The following is a 23724-nucleotide window of genomic DNA, read 5'->3' as shown; positions in this document are numbered from 1 at the left end:
ACCCGATGCCCTGGAGGGGCGGTAGGGGTCAGTTGCGAAACAGCACGCCCTCGTCGGAGAAGTTGCGCGAAGCCCAGTAGGTGGCCGCGGCCACGTAGATCAGGCTGCTGAGCCAGGTAACGAGCAGCGCCGCCGAGCCGATCTGGGCCTTGATGATCTGATCGATCGCCAGGTAGACGTTGAAGACCGGCAGGGCGTAGAGCCAGAGGTTCTGGCTGAGGAAGTCGGAGGCGAACATGAGGACGAGCAGCGGCACGATCAGCACCATGTAGAGCGGGCTGACGTAGGTCTGGGCCTCCTTGTAGCTGCGGGCGTACATGCCGACGGCGACGAGCAGCGCGGTGATGAAGGCGGCGTAGAGCACCGCGGTCACGAAGAGGAGCAGGGTGGCCTCGAAGGAGAGCGAAAAACTTCCGCTCATGGCCTCGAAGGTCTCGCCCTGCGCCAGGCTGCGGAAGAGCGCCCCGCCGAGCAGCAGGCCCGCGAGGCCGCTTATCGAGGTGACCACGGCGAAGACGAGGCCCGCGAACATCTTGCCCGTGGCGAGCTCCAGGTGGGCCACGGGCGCGGCGAGCAACGCCTCGAGCGTTCCCTTTTCCTTCTCCCCGGCCGTGGCGTCGATGACGACGGCCATGGCCCCCATCATGATGAACAGCATCAGGAAGTAGGGGATCATCCCCCCGAGCACGCCGGCGCCCTGCGCCTCGGGCGGCGACACGTCGCTCACCTCGACCTCGAACGGCTCCAGCACCCCGGGATCGAGGCCGACCGCGCGCAGGCGTTCCGCGACCAGCGCGTCCTTGTAGCGGTCGAGCACCCGCCGCACCTTGGCGACGACCAGCCCGGCCTTGACGGGCTTGGCCCCCTCCATGGCGTAGATGACGAAACGGCCGTCGCGCCAGACGATCGCGGCGTCCACCCGCTCGGCCTCGACGGCGGCCTTGGGGTCGTCGACCGGGATCGGCTCGAGGTTCGCCGGGGCGAAGAGCTCGAGAACCTCTGGCGGCAGGTCGCGCACCCCGACCTTCTGCACCGTGGCCTGGGTGCGGGACTCGATGTCGCTCATGAGGAAGGCCGGGCCGTACATGAACAGCGGCATGAGCAGCACCGGAAGCACGAGGACGTTGCGGATGGTTCGTTTGTCGCGCCAGGTGCTGACGATCTCCTTGAGGGCGACGTAGTACCACGCCTTCATGCCGGCACCTCCTCAGCGGCGCGAATGAAGGCGCGCTCCAACGAGTCGGTGGCGTACCTTTCCTTGGCCTCGGCTACGCTGCCGACGAAGAGCAGACGGCCCCGGTGCAGGAACCCCACGCGGTCGCAGACCTCCTCGGCCTCGGGCAGCACGTGGGTCGAGTAGACGATCGTGTGCCCCGAGGCCTTGTACTCCTGGACGAAGTCGAGGAGCGCGCGCCGGGCGAAGACGTCGAGCCCCTGGGTGGCCTCGTCGAGCAGCAGCACTGGCGGACGGTGCAGGATCGCGCGGCCGACGACGATCTTCTGAATCATCCCGCTCGACATCGCCTCGACGCGCTTGTCGAGGACGGCTCCGAGTCCGAGCATTTCGTCGAGCCATCGAATGCGGGCGTCGAGCTCCTCCGGGTCGAGCCCGTAGAAGCGTCCGAAGAAGTGAAGGATTTCCCGCCCGGTCAGCCGCTCGTACAGGCCCATTCCCCCGTTGACGATGCCCAGACTGCGGCGGACGGCCAGGGGGTCGCGGAGGACGCTGCGGCCGTTCACCCAGGCCTCCCCCGCGGAGGGCCGGATCAGGGTGGCGAGGATGCGCAGCGTCGTCGTCTTGCCGGCGCCGTTGGGGCCGAGGAGGCCGAAGGCCTCCCCCGCGCCGACCTCGAGGTCGACGCCCCTGAGCGCTTCCGTGTTGCCGTACCGTTTGGCCAGACCCTTCAGACGAACGAGCGGCTCGTTCATGCGAAGAGGTCCTCCCAATCGGGGCCGAAACCCATCACCCAGCGGCCGTCGGGCCAGACGAGGATCGGGCGGCCGAGCAGGTTGGGGTCGGCTTCGACCTCACGCAACCAGACTTCGGGTCCGGCGTCCTTCAGCTCCTTGAATCTTCGGTGGCGTTTGCGCAGGGCCCCGGCGCCCCGTTCGCGCAGGGCGGCCTCGATGACCTCCCGGGGCGGAAGCTGCTTGGTGTAGTCAATGAAGCGGTAGTCGACGCCGCGCTCGTCGAGCCAGCGCTGGGCCTTCTGGCAGGACTTGCAGGTCTTCTTGCAGTAGAAGTTGACGGTGGGCACGGGGGCCTCCTAGTGGGCGGCGATCTCTTGTTCGTAGACGGCGAAGGCGGCGTCCAGCAGGTCGCGTACGGCCTGGGGGTCGTGCTCCAGCGTCTTGGGCAGGAAGACGCCGGGAACGGGCTCCGGCGCGCCGTTGATGTGGATGGCGTAGTAGCCGTTCATCGGCTCCAGGTCCACCTCGGCGACCTCGTGGGTCTCCAGCCAGCGGCGGACCACGTCGTAGACGTCCTGGGGAACGCCCTCGGGGGCGCGTTCGCGCGTGTACTCCAGCCAGTCTCCACGTGCTGCCATGGGGCACCTCCTTTGCGAAGCTACTGGTTTAAGTTAAGTTCAGCATAGTAAACCTCGAGCGCCGCGTCCAGCATTTCCAGGAGCGCCTCCGGATCCGCCAGCGCCGCAGCGGGCACGTAGATTCCGGGTACCGGATCGGCGCTCATGTTGAGCCGCACGGCGAACAGCTCGCCCATGGGCTCGAGGGCGACCTCCCCCACCTCGTGTTCGTGGGCCCAGCCCCGCACCGCGGCCTGGAGCGGCTCGGGGAGGTCGCTGCGCGATTTCCAGGGTGTGAAGACGTGCCTCACGAGAGTTCCTCCAGTTTTCCGTCGGGTCCGGCGACGATGGCCAGATCGGCCAGTCCGACGAACAGCCCCACCTCGAAGACGCCCGGAAGGGCGAGCAGCTGCTGTTCGAGGCCCCGCGGGTCCCCCACGGGACCGAAGTGGGCGTCGACCAGCAGGTTGCCGTTGTCGCTCAAGGCCGGCTCGTGGTTGCCGTCGAGGCGCACCGTGCAGCGGGCCCCCAACGCCTCGATGAGGCTCACCGTGCGCCGCCAGCCGAAGCGGGCGATCTCGATGGGGACGGCCTTCTTCTCGCCGATGACGTGCACCCGCTTGGTGTGGTCGGCGATCACGATGAAGCGGCCGGCCGCCGCTTCGACGATCTTTTCACGCAAGAGCGCCCCACCGTGCCCCTTGACCAGGGTCAGGTCCGGCGCGATCTCGTCGGCGCCGTCGATGGCCAGGTCGACGCCGCGCTCGTCGAGCTCGACGACGGGAATCCCGACCCGGCGCATCAGCGCCTCGGTGGCGCGCGAAGTGGGCACGCCCACCACGTCCGCGAGCTCGCCCGCGGCCAGCAAGGCCCCGATCCGCTCCACCGCCCAGCGGGTGGTCGTGCCGGTGCCGAGACCCAGGCGCATGCCCGAGTGGACGTAACCCACGGCGGCCTCGGCGGCGCGTCGCTTCAGGTCCTCAAGATCCACGGCGGTCCTCCTGCAGGCGCTCGAGCTCGGCCAGCACCGCCTCGGCGTGCCCCTTCACCCGCACCTTGGGCCAGACGCGGGCGACGCGCCCCTCCGGATCGACGAGCACGGTCGAGCGGATCGTACCCTCGTACTCCTTGCCGTAGAGCTTCTTCTTGCCCCAGGCGCCGTAGGCGTGGATCACCTCGGTCTCGGGGTCGGCCAGCAGCGGAAAGCGCAGGCCCAGCTTCGCGGCGAATCGGCGGTGGCTCTCCACCGGGTCCTTGGAGACGCCCAGCACCGCCGCCCCCAGCGCCACGAAGCGGCCCTGCAAAGCATTGAAGTCGCGCGCCTCCTGGCTGCAGCCGGGGGTGTTGTCCTTGGGGTAGAAGTAGAGCACCACCCAGCGCCCGGCGTAGTCGGAAAGCCGGTGGGTCCGGCCCTCCTGGTCGGGCAGGGCGAAGTCGGGGGCTTTGGTCCCTTCGCTGATCATGAGCCCAAGCCTAGCACGGCTAACCGAGCTTGTAGCCGATCGCGCGCAGGAACCCCTTGCGGTGCTCGGTCGCCGCCTCGTCCTCCACCCCCAGCGGCGTCTGGCCGTCGAAGACGCCCAGGACCGCGCGCTGGTCGCCCTCTTCGGCCACCAGCACGGCCAGGGGGTTGGCCGTGGCCGCGTAGAGGTTCACCACCTCCGGCACGGTGCGCAGCGCGTGCATCACGTTGATCGGGAAGACGCCCTCGCCCAGCACCACGATGAAGAAGTGGCCCGCGCCCACGGCCAGGGCGTTCTTCACCGCCAGCTCCACGAGCGCGTCGTCGGTGCCGCTCTTGCGCACCAGCCGCTCCTGGCTCGCCTCGTTGAAGGCGAGGCCGAAGCGGATCCCCGGCACCGACTGCACCAGCGCCTCGTGCAGGTCCTCGACCGTCTTGATGAAGTGGGCGTGGCCCAGGATCACGTTGGCCGTCTCCGGTTTTTCGATGGGCACCTTCCTGAGTTCCATGACTTTATTGTAGGCCGGCGGGTGGTAGCATGGCGGCATGGACGTCCTGGACCGCGCGGCGCGGGGCGAACGGTTGGAGCGCGAGGAGCTCGTCGAGCTCTACCGCCGGCCGCTCGCCGAGGTGGCCGCGGTGGCCCACGCGCTCAGGCTCGAGCGCGCCCACCCCGACCACGTCACCTACCTGATCGACCGCAACATCAACTACTCCAACGTCTGCACCGTCGGCTGCGGCTACTGCGCCTTCTACCGCACCCGCCGCCAGCCCGACGCCTACACCCTCAGCTACGAGGAGGTCGGCCGGAAGGTGGCCGAGCTCGAAGCCGTGGGCGGGAAGCGCATCCTCATGCAGGGCGGGGTCAACCCCGACCTGCCGCTCGAGTGGTACGAGGGGCTGCTGCGCTACCTGAAGGAGCGGCATCCGGACGTTCGCATCGACGCCTTCAGTCCCGAGGAGATCCTGGGGCTCGAGCGGCTCACCGGGATGCCCGCGCGCGAGGTGCTGTCGCGCCTCAAGGCCGCGGGCCTCGACGGCGTCCCCGGCGCGGGGGCGGAGATCCTGGTCGACCGCATCCGCCACGCCGCCGCGCCCGCGCGCATCCCCACCGCCGACTGGGTGCGGATCGTCGAAGAGGTCCTGGCGCTGGGGATGTACTCGCTCGCCAGCATGGTCATCGGCATGGGCGAGGGGCCCGAGGAGCGGGTGGAGCACCTGCTCGTCCTGCGCGAGCTGCAGGACCGGGCGCTCGCGCAGTACGGCAACGGCTTCTCGGGCTTCGCGCTCTGGACGATGCAGCTCGAGAACACCCGCCTGGCCGGCCGGCTCCCCGGGGCCACGGCCCACGAGTACCTGCAGACCCTGGCCGTCGCCCGCATCGCCCTCGACAACATCGCCGGACATCAGGCGAGCTGGCCGACGATGGGCTTCAAGGTGGCCCAGACCGCGCTCTACTACGGGGCCAACGATTTCGGCAGCACCATGCTCGAGGAGAACGTGGTCTCCGCCGCCTCCGGCAACGTGCGCCGCTCGGCCACGGTGCGGGAGATCGTGCGCCAGATCGTCGAGGCCGGCTTCCGCCCCGCCGAGCGCAACGTCTTCTACGAGATCGTCGCTGAACCCGACGTGGACGCGCTCCTCGCCTCGCCGGTCGGCTGACCATGCCCGAACTGGAGATCTGGACCGCGTCCTGGGTGTGGCTGGACGGCGCCGTGCGCGCGGACGCCGGCCTCGTCACCGACGGCCGGCGGGTGCTCGCGACCGGCCGCCTCGACGAGCTGCGGGAGCGTTTCCCCGCGGCCCCCACGCGGGTGAAGGGGCGCTACCTGGGCCCGCCGCTCGCCAACGCGCACACCCACCTCGACCTGGGCCTCGGCCCCACCTTCACCGGCCCCTTTCCCGACTTCGTGCGCTACGTCATCGGCCGCGCCGAACGCCGCGGGCGCGAGGCCGCGGCCCGGGCCGCCGCACAGGCCCCCCAGCGGCTCGTCGGCGACATCGCCGCCCGCGAAGAGGTGGTGGACTGGTGGCTCGCAGAAGCCCCCGCCGCCGGCGTCGTCTACTGGGAGGTGCTGGGGCTGGTGCCGCCGGAGCGGGAAGCCGAGATCCTGAGGGCCACCCGCGAGCGGCTCGAGCGCTGGAAACGGCGCGAGCGCCCGGGCGGGCCGCGCGTGGGCCTTTCCCCGCACGCCCCCTACTCGCTCACCCCCGGGCTGATGCGCGGGGTGGTCGCGCTCGCGCGCGAATTCGAAGTCCCGCTGCAGATCCACGCCGCCGAAAGCCCGGGCGAGCGCGACTACTTCCTGCGCCGCGAAGGCGATCTGGCGGCGTTCTTTCGCGCGCAGGGCTGGCCGCTCGACCTGCACCCGACGGGCCTCTCCCCCATCGCCTACCTGGCCGAGCTGGGGGTGCTGGAGGCCCGGCCCACGCTGGTCCACGGCGTCCAGGTCGACGAGGCCGACGTGCGGTTGCTGGCCGAATCCGGCGCGGTCGTGGTCAGCTGCCCCCGTTCGAACCTGGGCCTCGAGGCGGGGCTGCCGCCCTTTGATCTGTACCTGCAGCACGGGGTGCCGCTGGCGCTGGGCACCGACTCCCGGGCCAGCGCCCCCTCGCTGGACGTGCGCGACGAGGTCGCGCTGCTCGAGCGCCGCGGGCAACCTCCGGAGCGCACGCTCGCCTGGGCGGCGGCCGGCGGGCGCGCCGCCCTGGGGCTGGCGCCTGCCGTGCTGCAGCCCGGGATGGAACTCGAACAAGTAGAATTTTGGTAATGGATCGGCGGCACGTCCTTACCCTCATCGCTTACAGCGCCGGTCTGGGCCTGCTGGTGGGGCTGGTCGCCGCCTCCTTCACCTGGCTCCTCTACCAGGTGCAGGAGTACGTGCTCGGGTACCTCGTGGGCTACCTGCCCCCGGGCTACTCGGGGGAAAACGGGCTGCTGCACACCTTTCGCAACCCCCACCCCTGGGTCCTGTTGCTGCTGCTCCCGCTCGTCTTCGCGGGCGCCTCGCTGCTGGGGCACAACCGCGGCCTGGCCAAGATCATCGCCGCATACCACCAGACCACCCGGGCCACGCTGCGCGAGAAGCTGCGCTACGCCCTGGGCAGTCTGGTCGAGCTGGGGGCGGGCTCGCCGATGGGCCGCGAAGGGCCCATGGCCGTCCTGGGCGATTGGATGGGCGACGCCCTGGGGCGCCGCTTCCTGCCCGCGAACCTCGCCCGCCACCTGCCCTTCGCCGGCCTCGCGGCCGGGTTCGCCGCCGCCTTCCACGCCCCCGTGGGCGGGGCGCTGCTGGCCGTCGAGATCTTCTTTCCCGGCCTCGTCCTCGCCATTGCTTCGCTGGGCCCCGCCCTGATCGGGGCCCTGGCGGGGTTTACCGTCTACGGCGCCTTCTGGGGCTACGAACCGCTGCTTTCCTTGCAACCGCTGCCGCCCCGCTGGTACCACCTCGGCTTCGCACTGCTGCTGGGCGCACTGATGGCCGCGGTGGGGACGCTGCTCGTGCACTCGGTGCGGGCGGTGCGGCGGGCCTCGGCGGGCCTGTCGTTCATGCCGCGCCACGCCCTGCTGGGGCTGATCGTGGCCGCGGTGGCGGCGTTGCTGCCGCAGACCCTGGGCGACGGCCTCGTCTGGGTGGAGCTCGGGAGCACCCCCATCCTGCCAGTGGCCTTCCTGGTGCTGCTGGCGGCGGTGCGCACCCTGCTCCTGGGTCTCGTCTACGGCCTGGGGGGGTACGGGGCGCTGATCGGCCCCGCCCTCGCGCTCGGGGGCCTCTACGCGGTGGCCCTGGCGCGGGCCTTGCCGGCCTACGCCCCCGACGCCCAGGCGGCCGCGCTGGTGGGGATGGGGGCGCTGCTCGCCGGGGTGGTGCGCACGCCCTTCGCCGCCCTCCTGCTCGTCAGCGAATTCGGCGGCTACGCGGTGCTGCCCCTGGCGCTGCCAGCCATCTTCGTGGCCTACGTGCTCACCCCGGTGCAGGTCTTCCCCGAGCAGAACCTGGCCGAGGAAACCGTGGCCGCCGCGCCCTTCGCCGGCCTGCGGGTCGGCGAGCTCACCTTCGAGATCCGCGGCCTCGTGCGCGACGGCCGGGAGCTGGCCGCCGACCCCGAACTCGTCCTCGAAGCCGACGACCGGCTGTTGCTCCCGCGCCGCGGCGGTTAGAATGGCCCACATGGTACGGGGCATTCGCGGCGCCATCACCGTCGAGCAGGACACCCCCGAGGAGATCCACGCGGCGACGCGGAAGTTGCTCGAGGCCATCCTGGAGCGCAACGGCATCCGCGACCCGGCGGAGCTCGCGGCGCTGATCTTCACCGTCACCGAGGACCTGATCTCCGCCTTCCCCGCCGAGGCGGCGCGGCAGCTGGGCATGAACCGCGTCCCGCTGCTGTCGGCGCGCGAGGTGCCCGTGCCCGGATCGCTGCCCCGGGTGATCCGGATCCTGGCGCTCTGGAACACCGACGCGCCCCCCGAGGCCATCCGCCACGTCTACCTGGGCGAGGCCCAGCGCTTGCGCCCCGACCTGGACAGTGCTTTCTGACATGCCTTCCGACCTCGCCGCCCCCCTCCTCGAAGCCGTCCGGCGCATCTTCGCGGCGGCGCCGCCCGAACCGGGCGACCTCATGGTGCTGGGCGGTTCGACGAGCGCGGTGCGGGGCGAACGCTACGGCAAGGCCGGAGACCCGTCGCTGGCCCTTGAGCTTCTGGAGGCGCTGATGCCTGAGCTGGCCCCACGGGGCGTGGTGCTGGCGGTGCAGGGCTGCGAACACGTCAACCGCAGCCTGGTTCTGCCGGCGGGCAGGGCGCAGGCGCTGGGGCTCGAGCCGGTGAACGTCGTCCCCGTTCCCAAGGCGGGCGGTTCGCTGGCCGCGGTCTACCGCAGGCTGCTGCCCGACCCCGTCGTGGTCGCCGATCTGGCCGCTTCCGCGCGCTACGGACTCGACATCGGCGGGGTCCTGATCGGCATGCACCTGCGGCCCGTGGCGGTTCCGGTGCCGCTGGGCGACCTGCGCCTCGGCCGCGCCCCGCTCAGCGGCGGCTACTCGCGTCCGCGCCTGATCGGGGGCGCGCGCGCGGTCTACGACCCCGACGAGGCCGACCGCGTCCTGGATGAGGCGCTCAGGAACGACGCAGCACCGCGGTGAAGTCGTTGTAGGCCCGCTCCAGCTCGGCGCGGGTGAAGTAGCCCATCGCCGACACCCGAAAGATGCGCCCCTTCAGGGGCCCCTGACCCCCCGCAACCCGCCAGCCGCGCTCCGCGAACGCCGCGGAAAGCGCCTCCGAGGTCCATCCTCGGGGCAGGTAGAAGGCGGCGGTGGCGGGGCTGCGCGCCTCTTCGCGGGAAGGAACCGGACGCAGGCCCAGTTCCGCGCCGCGCGCGTAGAAACGGGCGGTGGCCTCGGCCTTCACCGCCCAGTGGCGCGCCAGGTCGTCGCGGCCCTGCGGCCAGGCGGCCTCGAGGACGTCGTGAACGGCCTCGACGATCTGGATCGGGGGCGTGAACGCCGTCTGGCCCTGCCGCTGGGCGGCGAGCTCGCGGCTGAGGTCGAGGTAGTAGCCCGACGGGCGCAGCCGCTCCAACGCGCGCGGCGCGAGCCATGCGAAGGCGAGGCCGGGAGGCGACATCGCGCCCTTCTGGCTGCCGCTGACGGCCGCGTCCAGCCCCCAGGACTCGAGCTCGAGCTCGGCGACCAGGAAGGAGGTGACGGCGTCGACGACGACGAGGGCTTCGGGCGCCCGCGCGCGCACCGCCGCGGCCAGCGAACGCACCGGGTGCAGCACGCCCGTCGAGGTCTCCGAATGGGTAAGCAGGGCGCCGTCGATCCGGCCCGGGGGCAGGTCGTCGGGGCCCACGGCCGCGCCCCAGGGGTGCTCGGTGACCTGCGGTTCGAGCCCGGCGGCGCGCGCGATCTCCACCCAGCGTTCGGCGAACTTACCCGCGACCGGGACCCAGACGCGCGCGGCGGGACGGAAAAGGGCCCGCACCACCGCCTCCATGGCGGCCGTGCCGCTGCCCCCCAGGAGGACCGCCTCCCCGCGGCTCGCCAGCAGCGCCGCCAGCCGCGCCCGCAGCCCCCGGACCAGAGCGGCGGCCTCGGGGCTGCGGTGGTGCAGCTGCGGCCGCGTCAAGGCCTGCAAGGCCGCGGGGTGAAGGTTGACGGGCCCCGGGGTCAGCAGCCGAGGGCGGGTCACAGCCATGCGGCGTCCACCCGCTCCAGGAGCTCGAGGTTCCGGAGTTCTTCGAGGACCTCGTCGGGCGGCGGCTGATCGACGGCGAGCACGAAGAGGGCGCGGCCGCCGGGCTGGTCCCGCCCGAGCTGCAGCCCCGCGATGTTGACCCCGGCCTCGCCCAGCAGCGTGCCCACCCGTCCGACGACGCCCGGCTGGTCGCGGTTGATGCAGACGAGGACCGCACCGGTCGGCTCGATCTCCAGCGCGTAGTCGTCGATGCGCACCAGCCGCGGGCGGCCGGCGAGGACCGTGCCCAGGGCGCGGCGCTCCTCCTGGTCCGTCACCAGCCGCACCTCGATGGCCTGAGCGTAACCCCGGGCGTCGGGGTCGCGGCGGCTGACCAGGCGCACGCCGCGCTCTTCGAGGCGCGGCCGGGAGGAGACGTAGTTGACGGGCTCGTCGATGACCGGCTCGAGCACCCCCTTGGCCACCGCGGCGAAGACGGGCTCGGGCTCGCATTCGAACCCCCCCAGCACCGCGACCTCCAGCGTCTGCGCGCGGCCCCGGGTGATCTGCGCCAGCAGCCGGCCCAGCGCTTCGGCCAGGGGCATCCAGCCCTTGAGCGCCTGGAAGGCCTCCGGGTCGAACCCCGCGTTGATCGCGTAGGCGTAGTTCCCCGAGAGCGCTTCGTAGACGCGCTCGACGATCCCGTGGCCCACACGCGCCTGCGCCTCCTCGGTGTTGGCGCCCAGGTGGGCGGTGTGCACCACCCGCGGGTGGTGCAGCAGAGGGTGGTCGGGGTCGGGGGGCTCGACCGCGAAGACGTCGAGTCCGACCGCGAAGAGGTGCCCTTCCTCCAGCAGGTCGTGCAGCGCAGGCTCGTTGACGATGCCGCCGCGGGCGGCGTTGACGACGACCGCGCCCCGGGGCAGCAGGTACAGCTCGCGGCGGCCGATCAGGTCCCGGGTCTCCTCGTTCAGCGGCGTGTGCACGGTCAGGAACTGCACCTCGGGCAGCAGCGTCTCCAGGCGGTCCACGAGGCGCACCCCGAGGGTCTCGGCGCGTTTGCTGGAGATGTAGGGGTCGTAGGCCCAGACCTCCATGCCGAAGGCGCGGGCGAACTGGGCCACCTGCCCCCCGATGCGCCCCAACCCCACGATGCCCAGGCGCTTGTTCATCAGCTCCCGACCCAGGTGTTTGCGGTTCCAGCGCCCTTCGCGCAGCTCCCGGTCGGAGAGCGCCACCAGGCGGGCGGCGGAGAGCATGAGCCCGAAGGCCAGCTCGGCGGCGCTGCGGGTGTTGGCCTCCGGCACGTTGATCACCAGGATGCCGCGTCTGGAAGCGGCGTCCAGGTCGATGTTGTCCACGCCCACGCCCCCGCGCCCGATCACCTTGAGCCGCTCCGCCCGCTCCAGCAGCTCGCGGTCCACCTGCGTGCGGCTGCGGGTGATCAAGGCGTCGTATTCGGCGATGCCGGCCAGGATCTCCTCGCGCGGCATTCCCGGACGGTAGTCGAGCTGCAGGTCGGGGTGATCGTGGTCACCCAGGTGCATTTCGTCGGTCACGAGCACGCGCCACATGATGCATCAAAGCCTAACACCGGTGCATATTTACTTCAACCGCGCCCGCCGCACCGCCTTGTACCCGGTTCAACGTTCGCCCCCGGGCGGTCGGTATGCTGCTTTGAGAGCGCAAGCCAGAGCCTTACGGGAGGAAGACATGAACGTAGCCTTGGTCACCGACTCCACCAGCGACATCCCCCCTGAACTACGGGCGCGCATCGGCGTGCGCGTCGTGCCGCTGTACGTCCACTTTCAAGGAAAGACCTTCAAGGACTGGGAGGAGATCACCCCCGCGGACCTGTTCAAAGGGGTGGCCGCGGGCGCCGACCTGCCCACGACCAGCCAGCCCTCGCCGCAGGACTTCGAGGTGGCCTACGCCGAGGCGCTCGAGCACGCCGACCGGGTCCTCTCCATTCACATCTCCTCCAAGCTCTCGGGCACCTTCCAGTCGGCCAGCATCGCCGCGGAGAAGTACGGCGGCCGGGTGCAGGTTTTCGACTCGCAGGCCGCCTCGGCGGGCATCGGCATGATGGTGCTGCGGGCGCACGAACTGCTCAGCGAGGGTACGGAACTCGAAGAGGTCGTGCGCGAGCTGGAGCGCATCCGCGACGACCACATCGTCCGCTTCGTGGTGGCCACCCTGGACTACCTGCGCAAGAACGGCCGCATCGGCGGCGCCCAGGCCTTCCTGGGCAACCTGCTCAACATCAAGCCCATCCTCACGGTTCGGGACGGCGTCGTCGACGCCGCGGGCCGCGCCCGCGGCGAAAAACGGGCGCTGAAGGAGATGGTCAAGACGTTTCGCGAGTGGGCCCAGGGGCGGGAAAAGGTGCGCGTCTTCTACCTCTACACCGGCGCCGAGGAGGCCGTGCACGCCCTGCGCGAGGAAATCCGCTCCCTCGGCGGCGGAATCGAGGAGGTCTACACCTCCGAGATCGGCGCGGTGATCGCCTCGCACACCGGCCCCGGCATCTACGGCTACTACGCCTACAGCCTCTAGCGCCGGCGTAGAATGCCCCCATGCGGGCCTTGATCCAACGCGTTTCCGAAGCCAGGGTGACCGTAGCGGACGAGGTCGTCGGAGAAATCGCCGGCGGCCTCCTGGTCTTGTTCGCGGCCGGCCGCCGCGACACCGCCGAAGACCTCGACTACCTGGTGCGCAAGGTCGTGAACCTGCGCATCTTCCCCGACGAAGCGGGCAAGATGAACCGGAGCCTTCTCGACACCGGGGGCGAGGCGCTGGTCGTCAGCCAGTTCACCCTCTACGCCGACACCCGAAAGGGCAACCGGCCCTCCTTCACCGGTGCCGCCGACCCCGACGAAGGCCGGCGCTGGTACGAGCGCTTCGTCGAGGCCCTGCTGCGCCAGGGGGTGCACGTCGAGACCGGCGAGTTCGGCGCCCACATGCGGGTGGCCCTCGTCAACGACGGCCCGGTCACGATCTGGCTCGACAGCGAGGACCGCAAGCGCAGCCGCCGCGCCTAGCTTTACAAGCCCTGACTGCATAGGTATACTTCCACCCAGTACGCCAGCGCGTACGCTCCTCATCCCGAGCGGCCGAGGGAACTGGCCCGACGACGCCGCGGCAACCGGCGGGAACCCCGCAAGGTGCCAATGCCAGCCCCCCAGGGGAACGATGAGGAGGGAGCCGCCTCCCTCCTCCGGTGAGGAGGAAGGAGCCCCGATGCGCCTGACCGACAAACTTGGCCACGGTTTCGTGCTCACCGCCGAGGTGGACCCGCCCCGCGGCGCCGACCCCGCCCCCACCCTCAAACAGGCCCTGATCCTGCGCGGCTACGTGGACGCCGTCAACGTTTCCGACGCGCCCATGGCCAACCTGCGCATGAACAGCATCATGTTGGCCCACCTGATCCAGCACCACACGGGCGTCGAGGTGATCCCCCACCTGACGGCGCGCGACCGCAACGTCATCGCGCTGCAAGCCGACCTGCTGGGGGCCTGGGCGCTGGGGGTGAAGAACGTCCTGGTGCTGGGGGGCGACCCGCCGGAGCGCGGGGACCACCCGAGGGCCCGGCCCGTCTACGAATTCGGGGCGGTCGGCCTCGTCGAGACGATCGCGCGCCTCAACCGCGGCGAGAACCTCAGCGGCGGGAGCCTCGAAGGCGCCCCCGACCTGACCGCGGGGGTGGCCGTCAACCCGGGGGCGGCGGACCTGGCGGCGGAAGCCGAGAAGTTCTGGGCCAAGGTCGAGGCGGGGGCCCGTTTCGCTCAGTCCCAGCCGGTCTTCTGCCCCGAGACCGCCGCGGCCTTCCTCGACGCCCTGGGGGGAAAGAGCCCCGTTCCCATCCTCTGGGGGGTGCTGCCGCTGCGCTCGGTGAAGATGGCCCGCAACGTCGCCCGCTGGACGCGCGTGCCCGAGGCGCTGGTGGCCGACCTGGAGCGGGAGGGCCGGGCGGCGGGCATGCGCGCGGCGCAGGACGTGCTGCGCGCCCTCCACGCCGCGGGCATGGACGGCGCCCACCTCTACCCGCTGGGACGGGTGGAGCTGCTAAAGGAGATGCTGAAGCCCCTCGGGGCCCGGCTCGGCTGATCCCGGCAAAAAACCGCCGCGGGACCGGAGCCCCGCGGCGCTCGTTCGGCGCCGGCTAGTCGCCCGCGGCCTTCTGCTTCTTCTTGTCGAGGATGCCCGCGAGCTCCTGCAGGCGGCGCCAGTTCTTGAGGCGCTCTTCCTGGACCGCGAGCAGCACCTCGCTGGGGTTGCCGTCCTTGTCGAAGTGCTTGGCGAAGCGCTGTTCGGTGCGGGCGAAGTCGATAAAGGTGAGCGGCTTGCCCGTCTTGGGGTCGGTGTACCAGTCGTCGTAGATCGCCGGGTTCATGCGCAGGTCGAGGCGCTCGCTCAGGCGTTGGCCCTTGCGGGGGTCGTGGACAAAGACCGGGAAGGTGCGGCTGTCCACGGCCAGGCGCGCCTGACGCGCGGAGGCGTCGTCGGCCACGCCGTGCTCCGGCTGGCAGGTGGTGTAGACGATGAGCACCGAGGGCCCCTCGTACTCGTTGGCCGCGAAGACCGCCTTGTAGAAGTGGTTGAAGTGGGCCGCCGTCGTCTGCGCCACGAAGACGTCGGGGTGCATCATCAGGATCTCGGCGATCTCCTTGCGGTGCTCGGTCTTCCCCTTCAGCTTCTTGCCGAAGGCGGACATCTTGGTCTCCTGGCCCATGTAGGTGCTCGTCGAGGCCTGGCCGCCGGTGTTGGAATAGACCTGGGTGTCGAGGATGATCACGTTGATGTTCATCCCCGAGGAGAGCATGCGGCTGAGGGCCTGGAAGCCGATGTCGAACATCGCGCCGTCGCCGCCGACGACCCAGAGCTTCTTGTCCTGCCAGCCCATCTGGTCCCAGCGCATGCGGATGCCCATGGCGTCGGTGGCGGCGTTCTCGAAGAGCGAGTTGGTCCAGGGCACCAGGAAGGGGTTGTAGGGGTAGGTCGAGCTGTAGACGGTGTTGCAGCCGGTGGCCGCGACGATGCCCCACTGGTCGTCGTAGGCGAAGGCGTTGGCCGCCGCGAGCATGCGCAGCGCCGTGGCCTCGCCGCACCCCGCGCAGCTGCCCGCGCCGCCGACGTAGAGGTGGGTCTTGTCGGTCAGCATCAGGTCGATGGGGGTGCGCTCGTTGATGTACTCCATCGGGGTGTCGGGCAGGCTCTTGAAGAAGTCGAACTCCTCCTTGTAGTGGGGGACCATCTCCCCTTCCTTGCGCACCATCTCGAGGGCGTCGTCGTCGCAGACGGCCACGCACTCGGCGCAACCCTTGCACTTGGTGGGGTCGACGAAGATCGAGAAGAGGCCCGCCTCCTTGCCCTTCTTCTGCGGCAGGTCGTAGAACTTCTTGGTCTTCGCGAAGTGGGCGCGCATGCGTTCCCGGGTCTCGGGGTCCTCGATCTTGGCCAGCTCCTCTTCGACGAGGTTCTCGGGGAGCACCTTGGCCAGGATGGCGGTGTCGGGGCACTCGGTCACGCACTCCATGCAGGCGGTGCAGTTGGAGGCGATGTAGTGGGGGATGTCGGGCGCGATGTAGGAAAAGTCGCGGTAGGAGCCCGTCCCCGGAGCGATGTGGGAGCGCGCCAGCAGCTCGTCGGCGGGCATCTCGAGGTCGGCGCTCCCCTCGTTGTAGGCCTCGACGACGGCCCGGAACTCTTGGTTGAACTTGGGGATGTCCAGCGGCTCGGGCTCGGGCAGCAGCTCCAGTTCGAGCTCGAGCTCGCCCATCACGATCTTCTTGTCCTTCATGCCCCCACCTCCTCGGGCTCGGTGGCGATCACCTCGGCGGGCACCTCGATGATCTCGCGGTAGCCGCGCTGGATCGCGGTCATGTTGTCCTTGACGACCTGTTCACCCCGCTTGCCGAAGTACTTGCGGATGATCTTCTCGACCCGCTCCCAGAGCTGGTCCTCGCTGAGGCTGAGGCGCTCCACGAAGGGGGCGACCCGCAGGTAGACGCCGAGCAGCACGATCCCCTGCATGCGCATCACCAGGTCGGGGCGCGAGGAAACGTCGCGCGCGATCGAGACCGTGTCGATCGCGAAGAGGCGGTAGCCGTTCTCGCGGATCACCTTGCGCGCCCAGGCCGGCACCTGCGCCCAGACGTCGCGCGGGTCGGTCTCGGAGGACTGCAGCCAGACGACGCCGCCCTTGGCCAGCCCGGAGAAGGGATTGGTGTAGTGCAGCGCGTTGGGGTCGTTGATGGCGATCATCTCGACGTCGCGCAGCTCGCTGCGCACGCGCACGGGCTCTTCGGCGACGGTGAGGTAGTAGTTCGTCGGCAGGCCCTTCTTCTCGGAGCCGTACTTGGGGAAGGCCTGCACGTAGAGACCGAAGAGGTCGGCCGTGGTGGAGGCGATGACCTTGTTCGTCGTCACCGAGCCGAAGCCGCCCACCGAGTAGCCGCGCATGCGGAAGGTGCCCTTGGCGGTGACGTCGAAGACCCCTTTGGCCTCGAGCGCGAGCGGGTGCTTGATGTTGAGCACGAAGAAGCGCCGCGGATCCTCGGCGGCCAGGTGCTCGAAAACGGTCTTGAGGTCGACCGGGCGGATGTCGCGGCCCCCGAGGCCGGCGGCGCCCGAGTAGATCTTGGGCAGACGGTCGATCTTGGGGAAGCCGGGGTAACCGTCCCAGGCGTCGGCGAAGGCGGTCTTGATCTCGCGGGTAAGGGGGTTGGCCGCGGCGAGCGGCTCGTCCGTGCGCTCGAGCACCGCGAAGCCCTTGAGGTGCTGCAACAGCTCAACGACCCGCGCCCCCGGGAAGGGGCGGAAGGAGGTGACCTTGAGGAGGCCCACCTTCATGCCCTGCTCCCGCAAGGCGTCGACGACGGCCTGGGCGGTCATCATCATCGTGCCCATGCCGACGATGGCGTACTCGGCGTCTTCGAGGCGGTAGGGCACCACGAAGTCGTAGTGGCGGCCGGTCAGGGCCTCGAACTCACGGAAGGCGTTTTCGAGCGCGGGAAGGACCTGCACGTAGAAGGCGCGCTGGGCGATGCGCCCCTTCATGTAGGCGTCCTGGTTCTCGACCGCGCCCGTGAGCACCGGGTTGTTCGGGTCGAAGTAGTTGTGCAGCTTCTCCTTGGGGTCGCCCACGAACTGCTTCATCAGTTCAGGCTCGGGCAGGTTGAAGTTCTCGACCGTATGGGTGTTGAGAAAGCCGTCCTGGACGACCATGAAGGGGGTGTGGCTGTCTTCGGCGGCGCGGCGGGCGATCAGCGCCAGGTCGGCCACCTCCTGGGCGTTGGCGGCGAAGAGCGTGCCCCAGCCGGTGTCGGCCACCGCGTAGACGTCGTCGTGCCCCGCGTGGATGTTCAGCGCCTGGCTGGTGAGGGCGCGCGCGCCGATGTGGAAGACCGCCGGCAGGCGCTTGCCCGAGATCACGTGCAGCACCTCTTTTTGCAGCACCAGCCCCTGGGAGGCGGTGAAAGAGGTCACGCGACCGCCCGCGAGGGCGAAGCCTTCGGCCGCGGAGCCCGCGGAGTGCTCGGATTCGGGCTCGAGGAACATCAGTTCCTCGCCCCATAGGTTGGTGCGTCCGTTGGCCACCGCGACCTGGTAGCCGTACCCCATGTTGGTGGACGGCGTGATCGGATAGGTGACGGCGGCCTGGGACACGTGCGTCTCGACCCACACGGCGGCTTCGGAGCCGTCGCCGGTGGTCGGAATTCCCGGGTACTTGACGTTTTCCATGTGCCCTCCTTTCCCAGGAAAGGTTCCTGGGGGATACCTCACTTACCCTACACCCCCGGAAGATGTGGAGGCTAGGACAAGCGCCACGGTTACGCTATTTCTTGCGGCGGCCGCGGGTCTTGGAACGCGGCTTTTCCTCGCCCTCGGCCTCGCCGATCCACTCGCCGAAGTAGACCTTCTGGGCGGTGAGCCGGGGCGGGCGGTCGTTGCGCGCCTTTTCCTGGGGCGGACCCGCCAGCACCCGTGGCGCCTTTCCGCTCTTCTTGCCTTCCGCAGGGCGCGGGCTGCGGGCCTTTTTCTTCGTGGGTTTCTTCTCGCTTGTGGACATCTTCTCCTCCTCGATCGCGAGATCGATCTGCCTGAGCGCGGGGGTGGCGCGCTCGATGCGCACCTTGATGGCGTCCCCCAGGCGCCAGCGCTTACCGGTGCTGCGGCCGACGAGCTCGAGCCCTTCGGGCACGAACTCGTAGTAGTCGTCGCTCAGGTCGCTGAGCGGAAGCAGGCCCTCGACGCCGTTCTCGATGGCGACGAAGAGGCCGAAGTTGGTCACCCCGCTGACGATCCCCGAGAACGTCTTGCCGACCTGGGCCTCGGCCCACTTCACCTGGAAGTACTTGGTCAGGTCGCGCTCCGCCTTCTCGGCGGCGCGTTCCCGTTCGGAGGCGTGCTCGGCCACGCGGGGGAACCGCTCGGCCCAGGCGGCCTTCTTCTTGGGCCCGATCCGGCCCTTGCCCTTGATCAGCTCCTTGAGCACCCGGTGCACCACCAGGTCGGGGTAACGGCGGATGGGGCTGGTGAAGTGCAGGTAGTCCTCGAAGGCGAGGCCGAAGTGGCCCAGGTTCTCGTGGGCGTAGCGGGCGAGGCTCATGCTGCGCAGCACCAGCATGGAGACGGCCGGCCCCTCGGGTTTGCCGCGCGCGGCCTCGAGCACCCGCTGCATGGCGGCGGGGTCGGGATCGGCGGCGGGCAGGTGGTAGCCCATGCGGCTGAGCGCCTCGACCAGGGTCTTGTAGCGGTCGGCGACCGGATCCTCGTGCACCCGGTAAAGGGTGGGGATGCCGCGCTCGTCGAGGTGGCGGGCCACCGTGCGGTTCGCCAGCAGCATCAGCTCCTCGATCAGGCTGCGCGCCTCGCCCTCGCGGATGGGAATCAGGTGCAGGTTGCCGCCCTCGTCGAAGTCGACCTTGACCTCGCGGGTGTCGAAGTCGAGCGCCCCCGCGGCCAGGCGTTCGGCCTTGAGGTGGCGGGTCAGGCGGTAGAGCTCGCGCACGTCGTCCTCGAGGAAGCGGGCCGCCTCGGGCAGCCGCCCGCCGGAGAGCAGCTCCTCGACCTGGCCGTAGGTAAGGCGCGCTTTGGAACGAATCACTCCCTGGACGATGCGGTAGTCCCGCACCCGGCCTTTCTCGTCCAGGTCGGCCACGACGGACATCGTCAGGCGGTCCTCGCCGGGCACCAGCGAGCAGACCCCGTTCGAGATCTTCTCGGGCAGCATCGGCAGCACCCGACCGGGCAGGTAGACGCTGGTCGCACGCTCGTAGGCCTCGCGGTCGAGGGCGCTGCCCTCGCGCACGTAGTGGGCCACGTCGGCGATGTGGATGCCGACGCGCCAGCCGCCGCCTTCCAGGCGCTCGAGGTGGACGGCGTCGTCGAAGTCCTTGGCGTCGGCGCCGTCAATGGTAAAGACGGGCAACTGGCGAAAATCCTCACGCGCCCTCAGCGTCTGCGCGGGAATCTTGCGGGGGATGCGCTCGGCCTCGGCCAGGACTTCGGGCGGGAAGGTCTCCCGCAGGTCGAAGTTCTGGATGACCGCGCGGGTCTCGGTCTCAGGGGTCTCGCCCTGGCCCAGGTACTCGTGCAGCACCCCGAAGGGCTCCTTTTCGCCGGTGTCTTCGGGGTAGTGCACCCTAACGGCGATGCGGGCGCCCTCGCGCAGGTCCTCGAGCCCCTCGGGGCTGAGGAGCAGGCGCTCGGGGTAGCGTTTGTCGTCGGGGCGCAAGATGGCGTAGCCGCGCGCGAACTCGAGCGTCCCCACGAGCTTCTGCTTGGCGCGCTCGAGGATGCGGATCACCTCGCCCGAGGTCTTGCCTCCGGGGCGGGTGGGCAGGATGCGCGCCACCACCTTGTCCATCGGCCAGGCGCCGCCGAGCTTGCCCGGCGGGATGAAGAGGTCCTCGCCTTCCTCGACGAGGACGAAACCGAAGCCGCCCGTATGGATCTGGAGCTTGCCCACGACCAGGTTCATCTTCTCGGGCAGGCCGTAGGTCTTGCGCCGGGTGCGGATCAGCTTGCCCTCGGCGACCAGCTCCTCAAGGGCGTTCTTGGCCTTGTCCTTGGACAGGCCCAGGCCCCGGGCCACCTCGCGCAGGTGGAAGGGCTTCTTGGGGTTGGCTTTGATGTACTCGTAGACTTGTTCTTTGGTCATGCTTCACTAGCGGAGCGCGGCTCCGCACGTCCTCCTAGACGTTGGTTTTCAGAGCACGCCGGAGAGCATCTCCAGCGTGGCCTTGAGGCTTTGCTCCAGGGCCTCGAGGGCCTCCTGGATGTGGACTTCCTCGACGATCAGCGGCGGTTCCAGCCGCACCACCTTGGGGTTGTTGAGCCCGAAGGCGGTGAGCACGCCGCGGGCGGCCAGCTCGCTGATGGCGATCGCGCCGATGTCGGCGTCGGTGAACTCGAGGCCGACGAGCAGCCCCTTGCCCCGCACCTCGGCGATCAACTCGGGGAAACGCGCGGCCAGCTCGCGCAGGCCCTGCATCAACCGCTCGCCCATCGCGAGCGCCCGGGCGGGCAGGTCCTCCTCGAGGGTCACCTCGATGGCCGCGAGCGCCGCGGCCGCGGCGAGCGGGTTGCCGCCGAAGGTGGACGAGTGCACGAGCGGGTTCTCGAGGAAGGGTTCGAACAGCTCGGCGCGGCCGACGACGGCGCCGATCGGCATCACCCCGCCCCCCAGCGCCTTGGCGCTGGTGAGCAGGTCGGGGGCGACCCCCTCCCACTCGCTCGCCCAGAGCCTGCCGGTGCGGCCCATCCCGGTCTGCACCTCGTCGAAGATCAACAGCACCCCGCGTTCGGCGGTGATGCGGCGCAGCTCGCGCAGGTAACCCTCCGGGGGCAGGTTGATGCCGCCCTCGCCCTGGATGGGCTCGACGATCACGGCGGCGGTATCGGGGCCGATGGCCGCGGCCACGGCGTCCGCGTCGCCGAAGGGGACGACCTTTACGCCGGGGACCAGCGGCGCCACCGGCTCCTGGTACTCGGGTTTGGGGGTCAGCGAGAGCGCGCCCATCGTCTTGCCGTGGAAGCCCTTCTCGGTCGTGACGATCTCGGGCTTGCCGGTGTGCATGCGCGCCAGCTTGAACGCGGCCTCCACGGCCTCCGCGCCCGAGTTGCCGAAGAAGGTCATGGAGAGGTCGCCGGGGGTGATCTCGGCCAGCCGGGCGGCCAGCCGCGCCGTCGGTTCCGAGATCATCACCCGCACCGACATGGGCATGCGGTCGAGCTGCCGCTTCACGGCCTCCACGACCCGGGGGTGGCGGTGCCCCAGGTTGAGGGTGCCGTAAAGGCCCAGGAAGTCGAGGTAGCGCTTGCCCTGGGTGTCCCAGACGTACATGCCTTCGGCGTGGTCCTCGACCACGTCGAGGCCGGTGAAGCGCAGCAGGCCGGCGAGACCGGGGTTGACGTGTCGTTCGTAGAGTTCGAAGGCGTTCATGCAGAAAAGCTCCTTCGGTGCGGAGCGCACCTTTAGTATAGCACACTCAAGTTTCGCGTTCGGCGGCCGCCTTCAGCCGTTCGAAGAGGGCTTCGGGGAGGCGGCGGATGCGGCCCGCGGCGTCCTGCGGGACGTGCACGCTCCGGCCGGTCGCCGCCGGCTCCGCATCGCCTTCGCGAAAGACTCGGTAGACGAAGACGAGCCTGCGGCTGGCGAGCCCGGTGAGCCGGGTCTCGACCTGAACCGTATCGCCGAAGCGCAGGGCCCTGCGGTAGGCGAGCTCGAGCCCCACCACCGGGAAGAAGACGCCCGAGCGCTCCAGCTCCGCGTAGGAGACGCCCTGCGCGGCCAGCCAGTCGACCCGCCCCTGTTCGAGCCAGGGCACGTAGGCGGCGTGGTGGACCACCCCCATCTGGTCGGTCTCGGCGTAGCGAACCGGAAAACGGCTCAAGGCGGACACCCTAGAGCACCTCCCGCGGCTCGGCGAAGAAGCGCAGGCGGGGGATGCGGCGCAGCTCCATCGCGTGCGCGAGCTCCTCCTGCAGGTAGCGGTGCGCGTGGTTGAGCAGCTCGGCCGTCTCCTGGGAGCGCTCGAGCGCGCTCACCAGCACCCGCGCCTGCGAGAGGTCGGGGCTGAGGCGCACCCGCTCCACCGTCACCACGATGGGCAGTCGGGGGTCCTTCATGTCGTGGATGATCGCGCTGAGCGCCCGCGCCACGTGGAGCTCCAGGCGGCTCAGGGTCTTGTGGCTCATCGTCTCCCCCACGCGGCCCTGCCGCGTTTTTCATTCTACCGCGGCCTCGATGCGCGCTTTCAGCCAGGCCGCGGCTTCGTGCACCGCACGCTCCTCGGGGCCCTCGGCCATGATGCGCACGAGCGGCTCGGTGCCGGAGGGGCGCACGTTGATCCGCCCGCCGCCCAGCATCGCCTCCGCGCGGGCGATCCAGTCCGGAAGCTCGGGGTGCTCCATGACGCGCCGCTTGTCCTCGACGGGAACGTTGACCAGGGTCTGCGGGTACATGGGCAGCGCGTCCACCCAGGCCTCGAACGGCCGCCCGGACTCCTGGACCGCGGCGAGGGTGAGCAATGCGGTCTGGATGCCGTCGCCGGTGGGCAGGTGGTCGAGGAAGAGGACGTGCCCGCTCTGCTCGCCTCCGAGCCGTCCCCCCCGCCGCAGCAGCGCCTCGTAGACGTAGCGGTCGCCCACGGGGGTGCGCTCGAAGGCGACGCCCCGCTCCCGTAGGGCGCGCTCGAGCCCCAGGTTGCTCATGATCGTGCCCACGACCAGGGGCTCCTCGCGCACCACGGCGTTGATGAAGAGCAGGTGGTCGCCGCTCGCCACGCGGCCCTCGTGGTCGATCAACACCACCCGGTCGCCGTCGCCGTCGAAGGCGACGCCCAGGTCGAACCCGCCCTCGCGCACGATCCGCGCCAGCGTCTCGGGATGGGTCGAGCCGCAGCCCTTGTTGATGTTGCGCCCGTCAGGCGTCGTGAAGACGGCGAAGACCTCGGCGCCCAGCCGCTGGAAGACCCGCGGGGCCACCCGGTAGGTGGCGCCGTTGGCGGTGTCCATGGCCACGCGCAGGCCGTCGAGCCGGGGTCCGATGCGCGCGAGCCGGTCCATGTAGATGCGCTCGGCCTCCTGGTGGTTGCGCACCGTGGCGATGCGGGTCGTTCCCAGGTCGGCCCCCAGCAGCTCCTCGATCGCCGCCTCGGCTTCGTCGGAGAGCTTGGTCCCGCCGGGGCCGAAGAACTTGATGCCGTTGTCCTGATAGGGGTTGTGGCTCGCCGAGATGACCACGCTGGCGTCGGCCCCCAGCTCCGCGGTCAGGAAGGCCACGCCGGGGGTCGGCAGGATGCCCAGGTGCTCGACGGCCACGCCCTGGCTGAGCAGACCTGCGGCCAGCGCCGCCTCGAGCAGGTCGCCCGACTCGCGGGTGTCCTTGCCGATCAGCACCACCGGGCGCTCGGCCTGCTGGCGCAGGTAGCGGCCCGCGGCCTGACCCAGGCGCAGCACGAACTCGGGGGTCAGGGGCTCGCGCCCCGCCTCGCCGCGGATGCCGTCGGTCCCGAAGTAGCGTCGCTTCATACCGGGCCAGTATACCG

The 23724-nt window shown here is 70.2% G+C and carries 25 protein-coding genes and 1 riboswitch; of the genes, 8 read left to right on the top strand and 17 right to left on the bottom strand.

Annotated elements, in window-relative coordinates:
- Positions 1-28: 28 nt before the first annotated feature.
- Genes OCEPR_RS05430 through OCEPR_RS05395 form a run of 8 tightly spaced genes read right to left on the bottom strand, consistent with a single transcriptional unit; the run spans position 29 to position 4499 of the window.
- On the bottom strand, positions 29-1195 hold the full coding sequence (locus OCEPR_RS05430) for an ABC transporter permease (RefSeq protein ID WP_013457707.1): 1167 nt from the start codon (positions 1193-1195) through the stop codon (positions 29-31).
- On the bottom strand, positions 1192-1929 hold the full coding sequence (locus OCEPR_RS05425; RefSeq protein ID WP_013457706.1) for an ABC transporter ATP-binding protein: 738 nt from the start codon (positions 1927-1929) through the stop codon (positions 1192-1194). The genes OCEPR_RS05430 and OCEPR_RS05425 overlap by 4 nt, the downstream gene beginning before the upstream one ends.
- Entirely contained in the window at positions 1926-2258 is a 333-nt protein-coding gene (locus OCEPR_RS05420; RefSeq protein ID WP_013457705.1) for an arsenate reductase family protein, read from the bottom strand. Before OCEPR_RS05420 ends, OCEPR_RS05425 begins: the two co-directional genes overlap by 4 nt.
- Positions 2259-2267: 9 nt before the next feature.
- Positions 2268-2549 (bottom strand): hypothetical protein, encoded by a 282-nt coding sequence (locus OCEPR_RS05415; RefSeq protein ID WP_013457704.1) that lies wholly within the window; start codon positions 2547-2549, stop codon positions 2268-2270.
- A gap of 20 nt (positions 2550-2569) precedes the next feature.
- Positions 2570-2839, bottom strand: coding sequence for a hypothetical protein (locus tag OCEPR_RS05410; protein ID WP_013457703.1), 270 nt, complete (start codon positions 2837-2839; stop codon positions 2570-2572).
- Positions 2836-3519: a ribose 5-phosphate isomerase A gene (gene rpiA / locus OCEPR_RS05405; protein WP_013457702.1), complete on the bottom strand. Its 684-nt coding sequence runs from the start codon at positions 3517-3519 to the stop codon at positions 2836-2838. The genes OCEPR_RS05410 and rpiA overlap by 4 nt, the downstream gene beginning before the upstream one ends.
- Positions 3509-3991 (bottom strand): peroxiredoxin, encoded by a 483-nt coding sequence (locus OCEPR_RS05400; RefSeq protein ID WP_013457701.1) that lies wholly within the window; start codon positions 3989-3991, stop codon positions 3509-3511. Before OCEPR_RS05400 ends, rpiA begins: the two co-directional genes overlap by 11 nt.
- Positions 3992-4010: 19 nt before the next feature.
- Positions 4011-4499, bottom strand: a complete 489-nt coding sequence (locus OCEPR_RS05395; protein ID WP_013457700.1) for an adenosine diphosphatase — start codon at positions 4497-4499, stop codon at positions 4011-4013.
- Between the two features lie 37 nt (positions 4500-4536).
- On the opposite strand from OCEPR_RS05395, the gene mqnC reads away from it, so the two are divergent.
- The 5 genes from mqnC to OCEPR_RS05370 are packed head-to-tail and all read left to right on the top strand — an operon-like array spanning position 4537 to position 9135.
- Positions 4537-5652, top strand: coding sequence for a cyclic dehypoxanthinyl futalosine synthase (gene mqnC / locus OCEPR_RS05390; protein WP_013457699.1), 1116 nt, complete (start codon positions 4537-4539; stop codon positions 5650-5652).
- A gap of 2 nt (positions 5653-5654) precedes the next feature.
- Entirely contained in the window at positions 5655-6761 is a 1107-nt protein-coding gene (locus tag OCEPR_RS05385; RefSeq protein WP_013457698.1) for an amidohydrolase family protein, read from the top strand.
- Positions 6761-8152, top strand: coding sequence for a chloride channel protein (locus OCEPR_RS05380; protein WP_013457697.1), 1392 nt, complete (start codon positions 6761-6763; stop codon positions 8150-8152). The genes OCEPR_RS05385 and OCEPR_RS05380 overlap by 1 nt, the downstream gene beginning before the upstream one ends.
- Before the next feature lie 10 nt (positions 8153-8162).
- Positions 8163-8531: a chorismate mutase gene (gene aroH, locus OCEPR_RS05375; RefSeq protein ID WP_041554649.1), complete on the top strand. Its 369-nt coding sequence runs from the start codon at positions 8163-8165 to the stop codon at positions 8529-8531.
- Position 8532: 1 nt separating this feature from the next.
- Entirely contained in the window at positions 8533-9135 is a 603-nt protein-coding gene (locus tag OCEPR_RS05370; protein ID WP_013457695.1) for a DUF436 domain-containing protein, read from the top strand.
- Here OCEPR_RS05370 and OCEPR_RS05365 read toward each other — a convergent pair.
- Together OCEPR_RS05365 and serA are read right to left on the bottom strand one after the other, a co-directional pair.
- Positions 9110-10189, bottom strand: a complete 1080-nt coding sequence (locus OCEPR_RS05365; protein ID WP_013457694.1) for a pyridoxal-phosphate-dependent aminotransferase family protein — start codon at positions 10187-10189, stop codon at positions 9110-9112. The genes OCEPR_RS05370 and OCEPR_RS05365 overlap by 26 nt on opposite strands.
- The gene (serA, locus tag OCEPR_RS05360; protein ID WP_013457693.1) at positions 10180-11742 is read right to left on the bottom strand and encodes a phosphoglycerate dehydrogenase; all 1563 of its coding nucleotides are present in this window, start codon (positions 11740-11742) and stop codon (positions 10180-10182) included. The genes OCEPR_RS05365 and serA overlap by 10 nt, the downstream gene beginning before the upstream one ends.
- A gap of 139 nt (positions 11743-11881) precedes the next feature.
- Here serA and OCEPR_RS05355 point away from each other — a divergent pair, with 139 nt between their 5' ends.
- From OCEPR_RS05355 to OCEPR_RS05345, 3 genes are all read left to right on the top strand, one after another.
- Positions 11882-12724 (top strand): DegV family protein, encoded by an 843-nt coding sequence (locus OCEPR_RS05355; protein ID WP_013457692.1) that lies wholly within the window; start codon positions 11882-11884, stop codon positions 12722-12724.
- Between the two features lie 20 nt (positions 12725-12744).
- Positions 12745-13209, top strand: a complete 465-nt coding sequence (gene dtd, locus OCEPR_RS05350; RefSeq protein ID WP_013457691.1) for a D-aminoacyl-tRNA deacylase — start codon at positions 12745-12747, stop codon at positions 13207-13209.
- Positions 13210-13265: 56 nt separating this feature from the next.
- A riboswitch (SAM riboswitch) is annotated at positions 13266-13367 on the top strand.
- A gap of 41 nt (positions 13368-13408) precedes the next feature.
- A complete protein-coding gene (locus OCEPR_RS05345) occupies positions 13409-14275 on the top strand; it encodes a methylenetetrahydrofolate reductase (RefSeq protein ID WP_013457690.1) in 867 nt (288 codons plus the stop codon).
- Between the two features lie 55 nt (positions 14276-14330).
- On the opposite strand, the gene OCEPR_RS05340 is transcribed toward OCEPR_RS05345, so the two are convergent.
- The 7 genes from OCEPR_RS05340 to glmM form a co-directional block, all read right to left on the bottom strand.
- Positions 14331-15968 carry a thiamine pyrophosphate-dependent enzyme gene (locus tag OCEPR_RS05340; RefSeq protein ID WP_013457689.1) on the bottom strand — a complete coding sequence of 546 codons (1638 nt, stop codon included), beginning with the start codon at positions 15966-15968 and terminating at the stop codon, positions 14331-14333.
- Positions 15965-17911, bottom strand: coding sequence for a 2-oxoacid:acceptor oxidoreductase family protein (locus tag OCEPR_RS05335; protein ID WP_013457688.1), 1947 nt, complete (start codon positions 17909-17911; stop codon positions 15965-15967). Before OCEPR_RS05335 ends, OCEPR_RS05340 begins: the two co-directional genes overlap by 4 nt.
- 94 nt (positions 17912-18005) lie before the next feature.
- Positions 18006-20333, bottom strand: a complete 2328-nt coding sequence (rnr, locus tag OCEPR_RS05330) for a ribonuclease R (RefSeq protein WP_013457687.1) — start codon at positions 20331-20333, stop codon at positions 18006-18008.
- Positions 20334-20381: 48 nt separating this feature from the next.
- A complete protein-coding gene (locus OCEPR_RS05325; RefSeq protein ID WP_013457686.1) occupies positions 20382-21617 on the bottom strand; it encodes an aspartate aminotransferase family protein in 1236 nt (411 codons plus the stop codon).
- A 46-nt stretch (positions 21618-21663) separates the two neighbouring features.
- On the bottom strand, positions 21664-22077 hold the full coding sequence (locus OCEPR_RS05320) for an acyl-CoA thioesterase (RefSeq protein WP_013457685.1): 414 nt from the start codon (positions 22075-22077) through the stop codon (positions 21664-21666).
- Position 22078: 1 nt separating this feature from the next.
- Positions 22079-22372 carry a 30S ribosome-binding factor RbfA gene (gene rbfA / locus OCEPR_RS05315; RefSeq protein WP_013457684.1) on the bottom strand — a complete coding sequence of 98 codons (294 nt, stop codon included), beginning with the start codon at positions 22370-22372 and terminating at the stop codon, positions 22079-22081.
- Between the two features lie 30 nt (positions 22373-22402).
- Positions 22403-23707 (bottom strand): phosphoglucosamine mutase, encoded by a 1305-nt coding sequence (glmM, locus tag OCEPR_RS05310; protein ID WP_013457683.1) that lies wholly within the window; start codon positions 23705-23707, stop codon positions 22403-22405.
- Positions 23708-23724 lie beyond the last annotated feature (17 nt).

It is taken from the genome of Oceanithermus profundus DSM 14977, assembly GCF_000183745.1.
GTDB lineage: Bacteria > Deinococcota > Deinococci > Deinococcales > Marinithermaceae > Oceanithermus > Oceanithermus profundus.
This window is presented reverse-complemented; position numbering and strand designations above follow the sequence as displayed.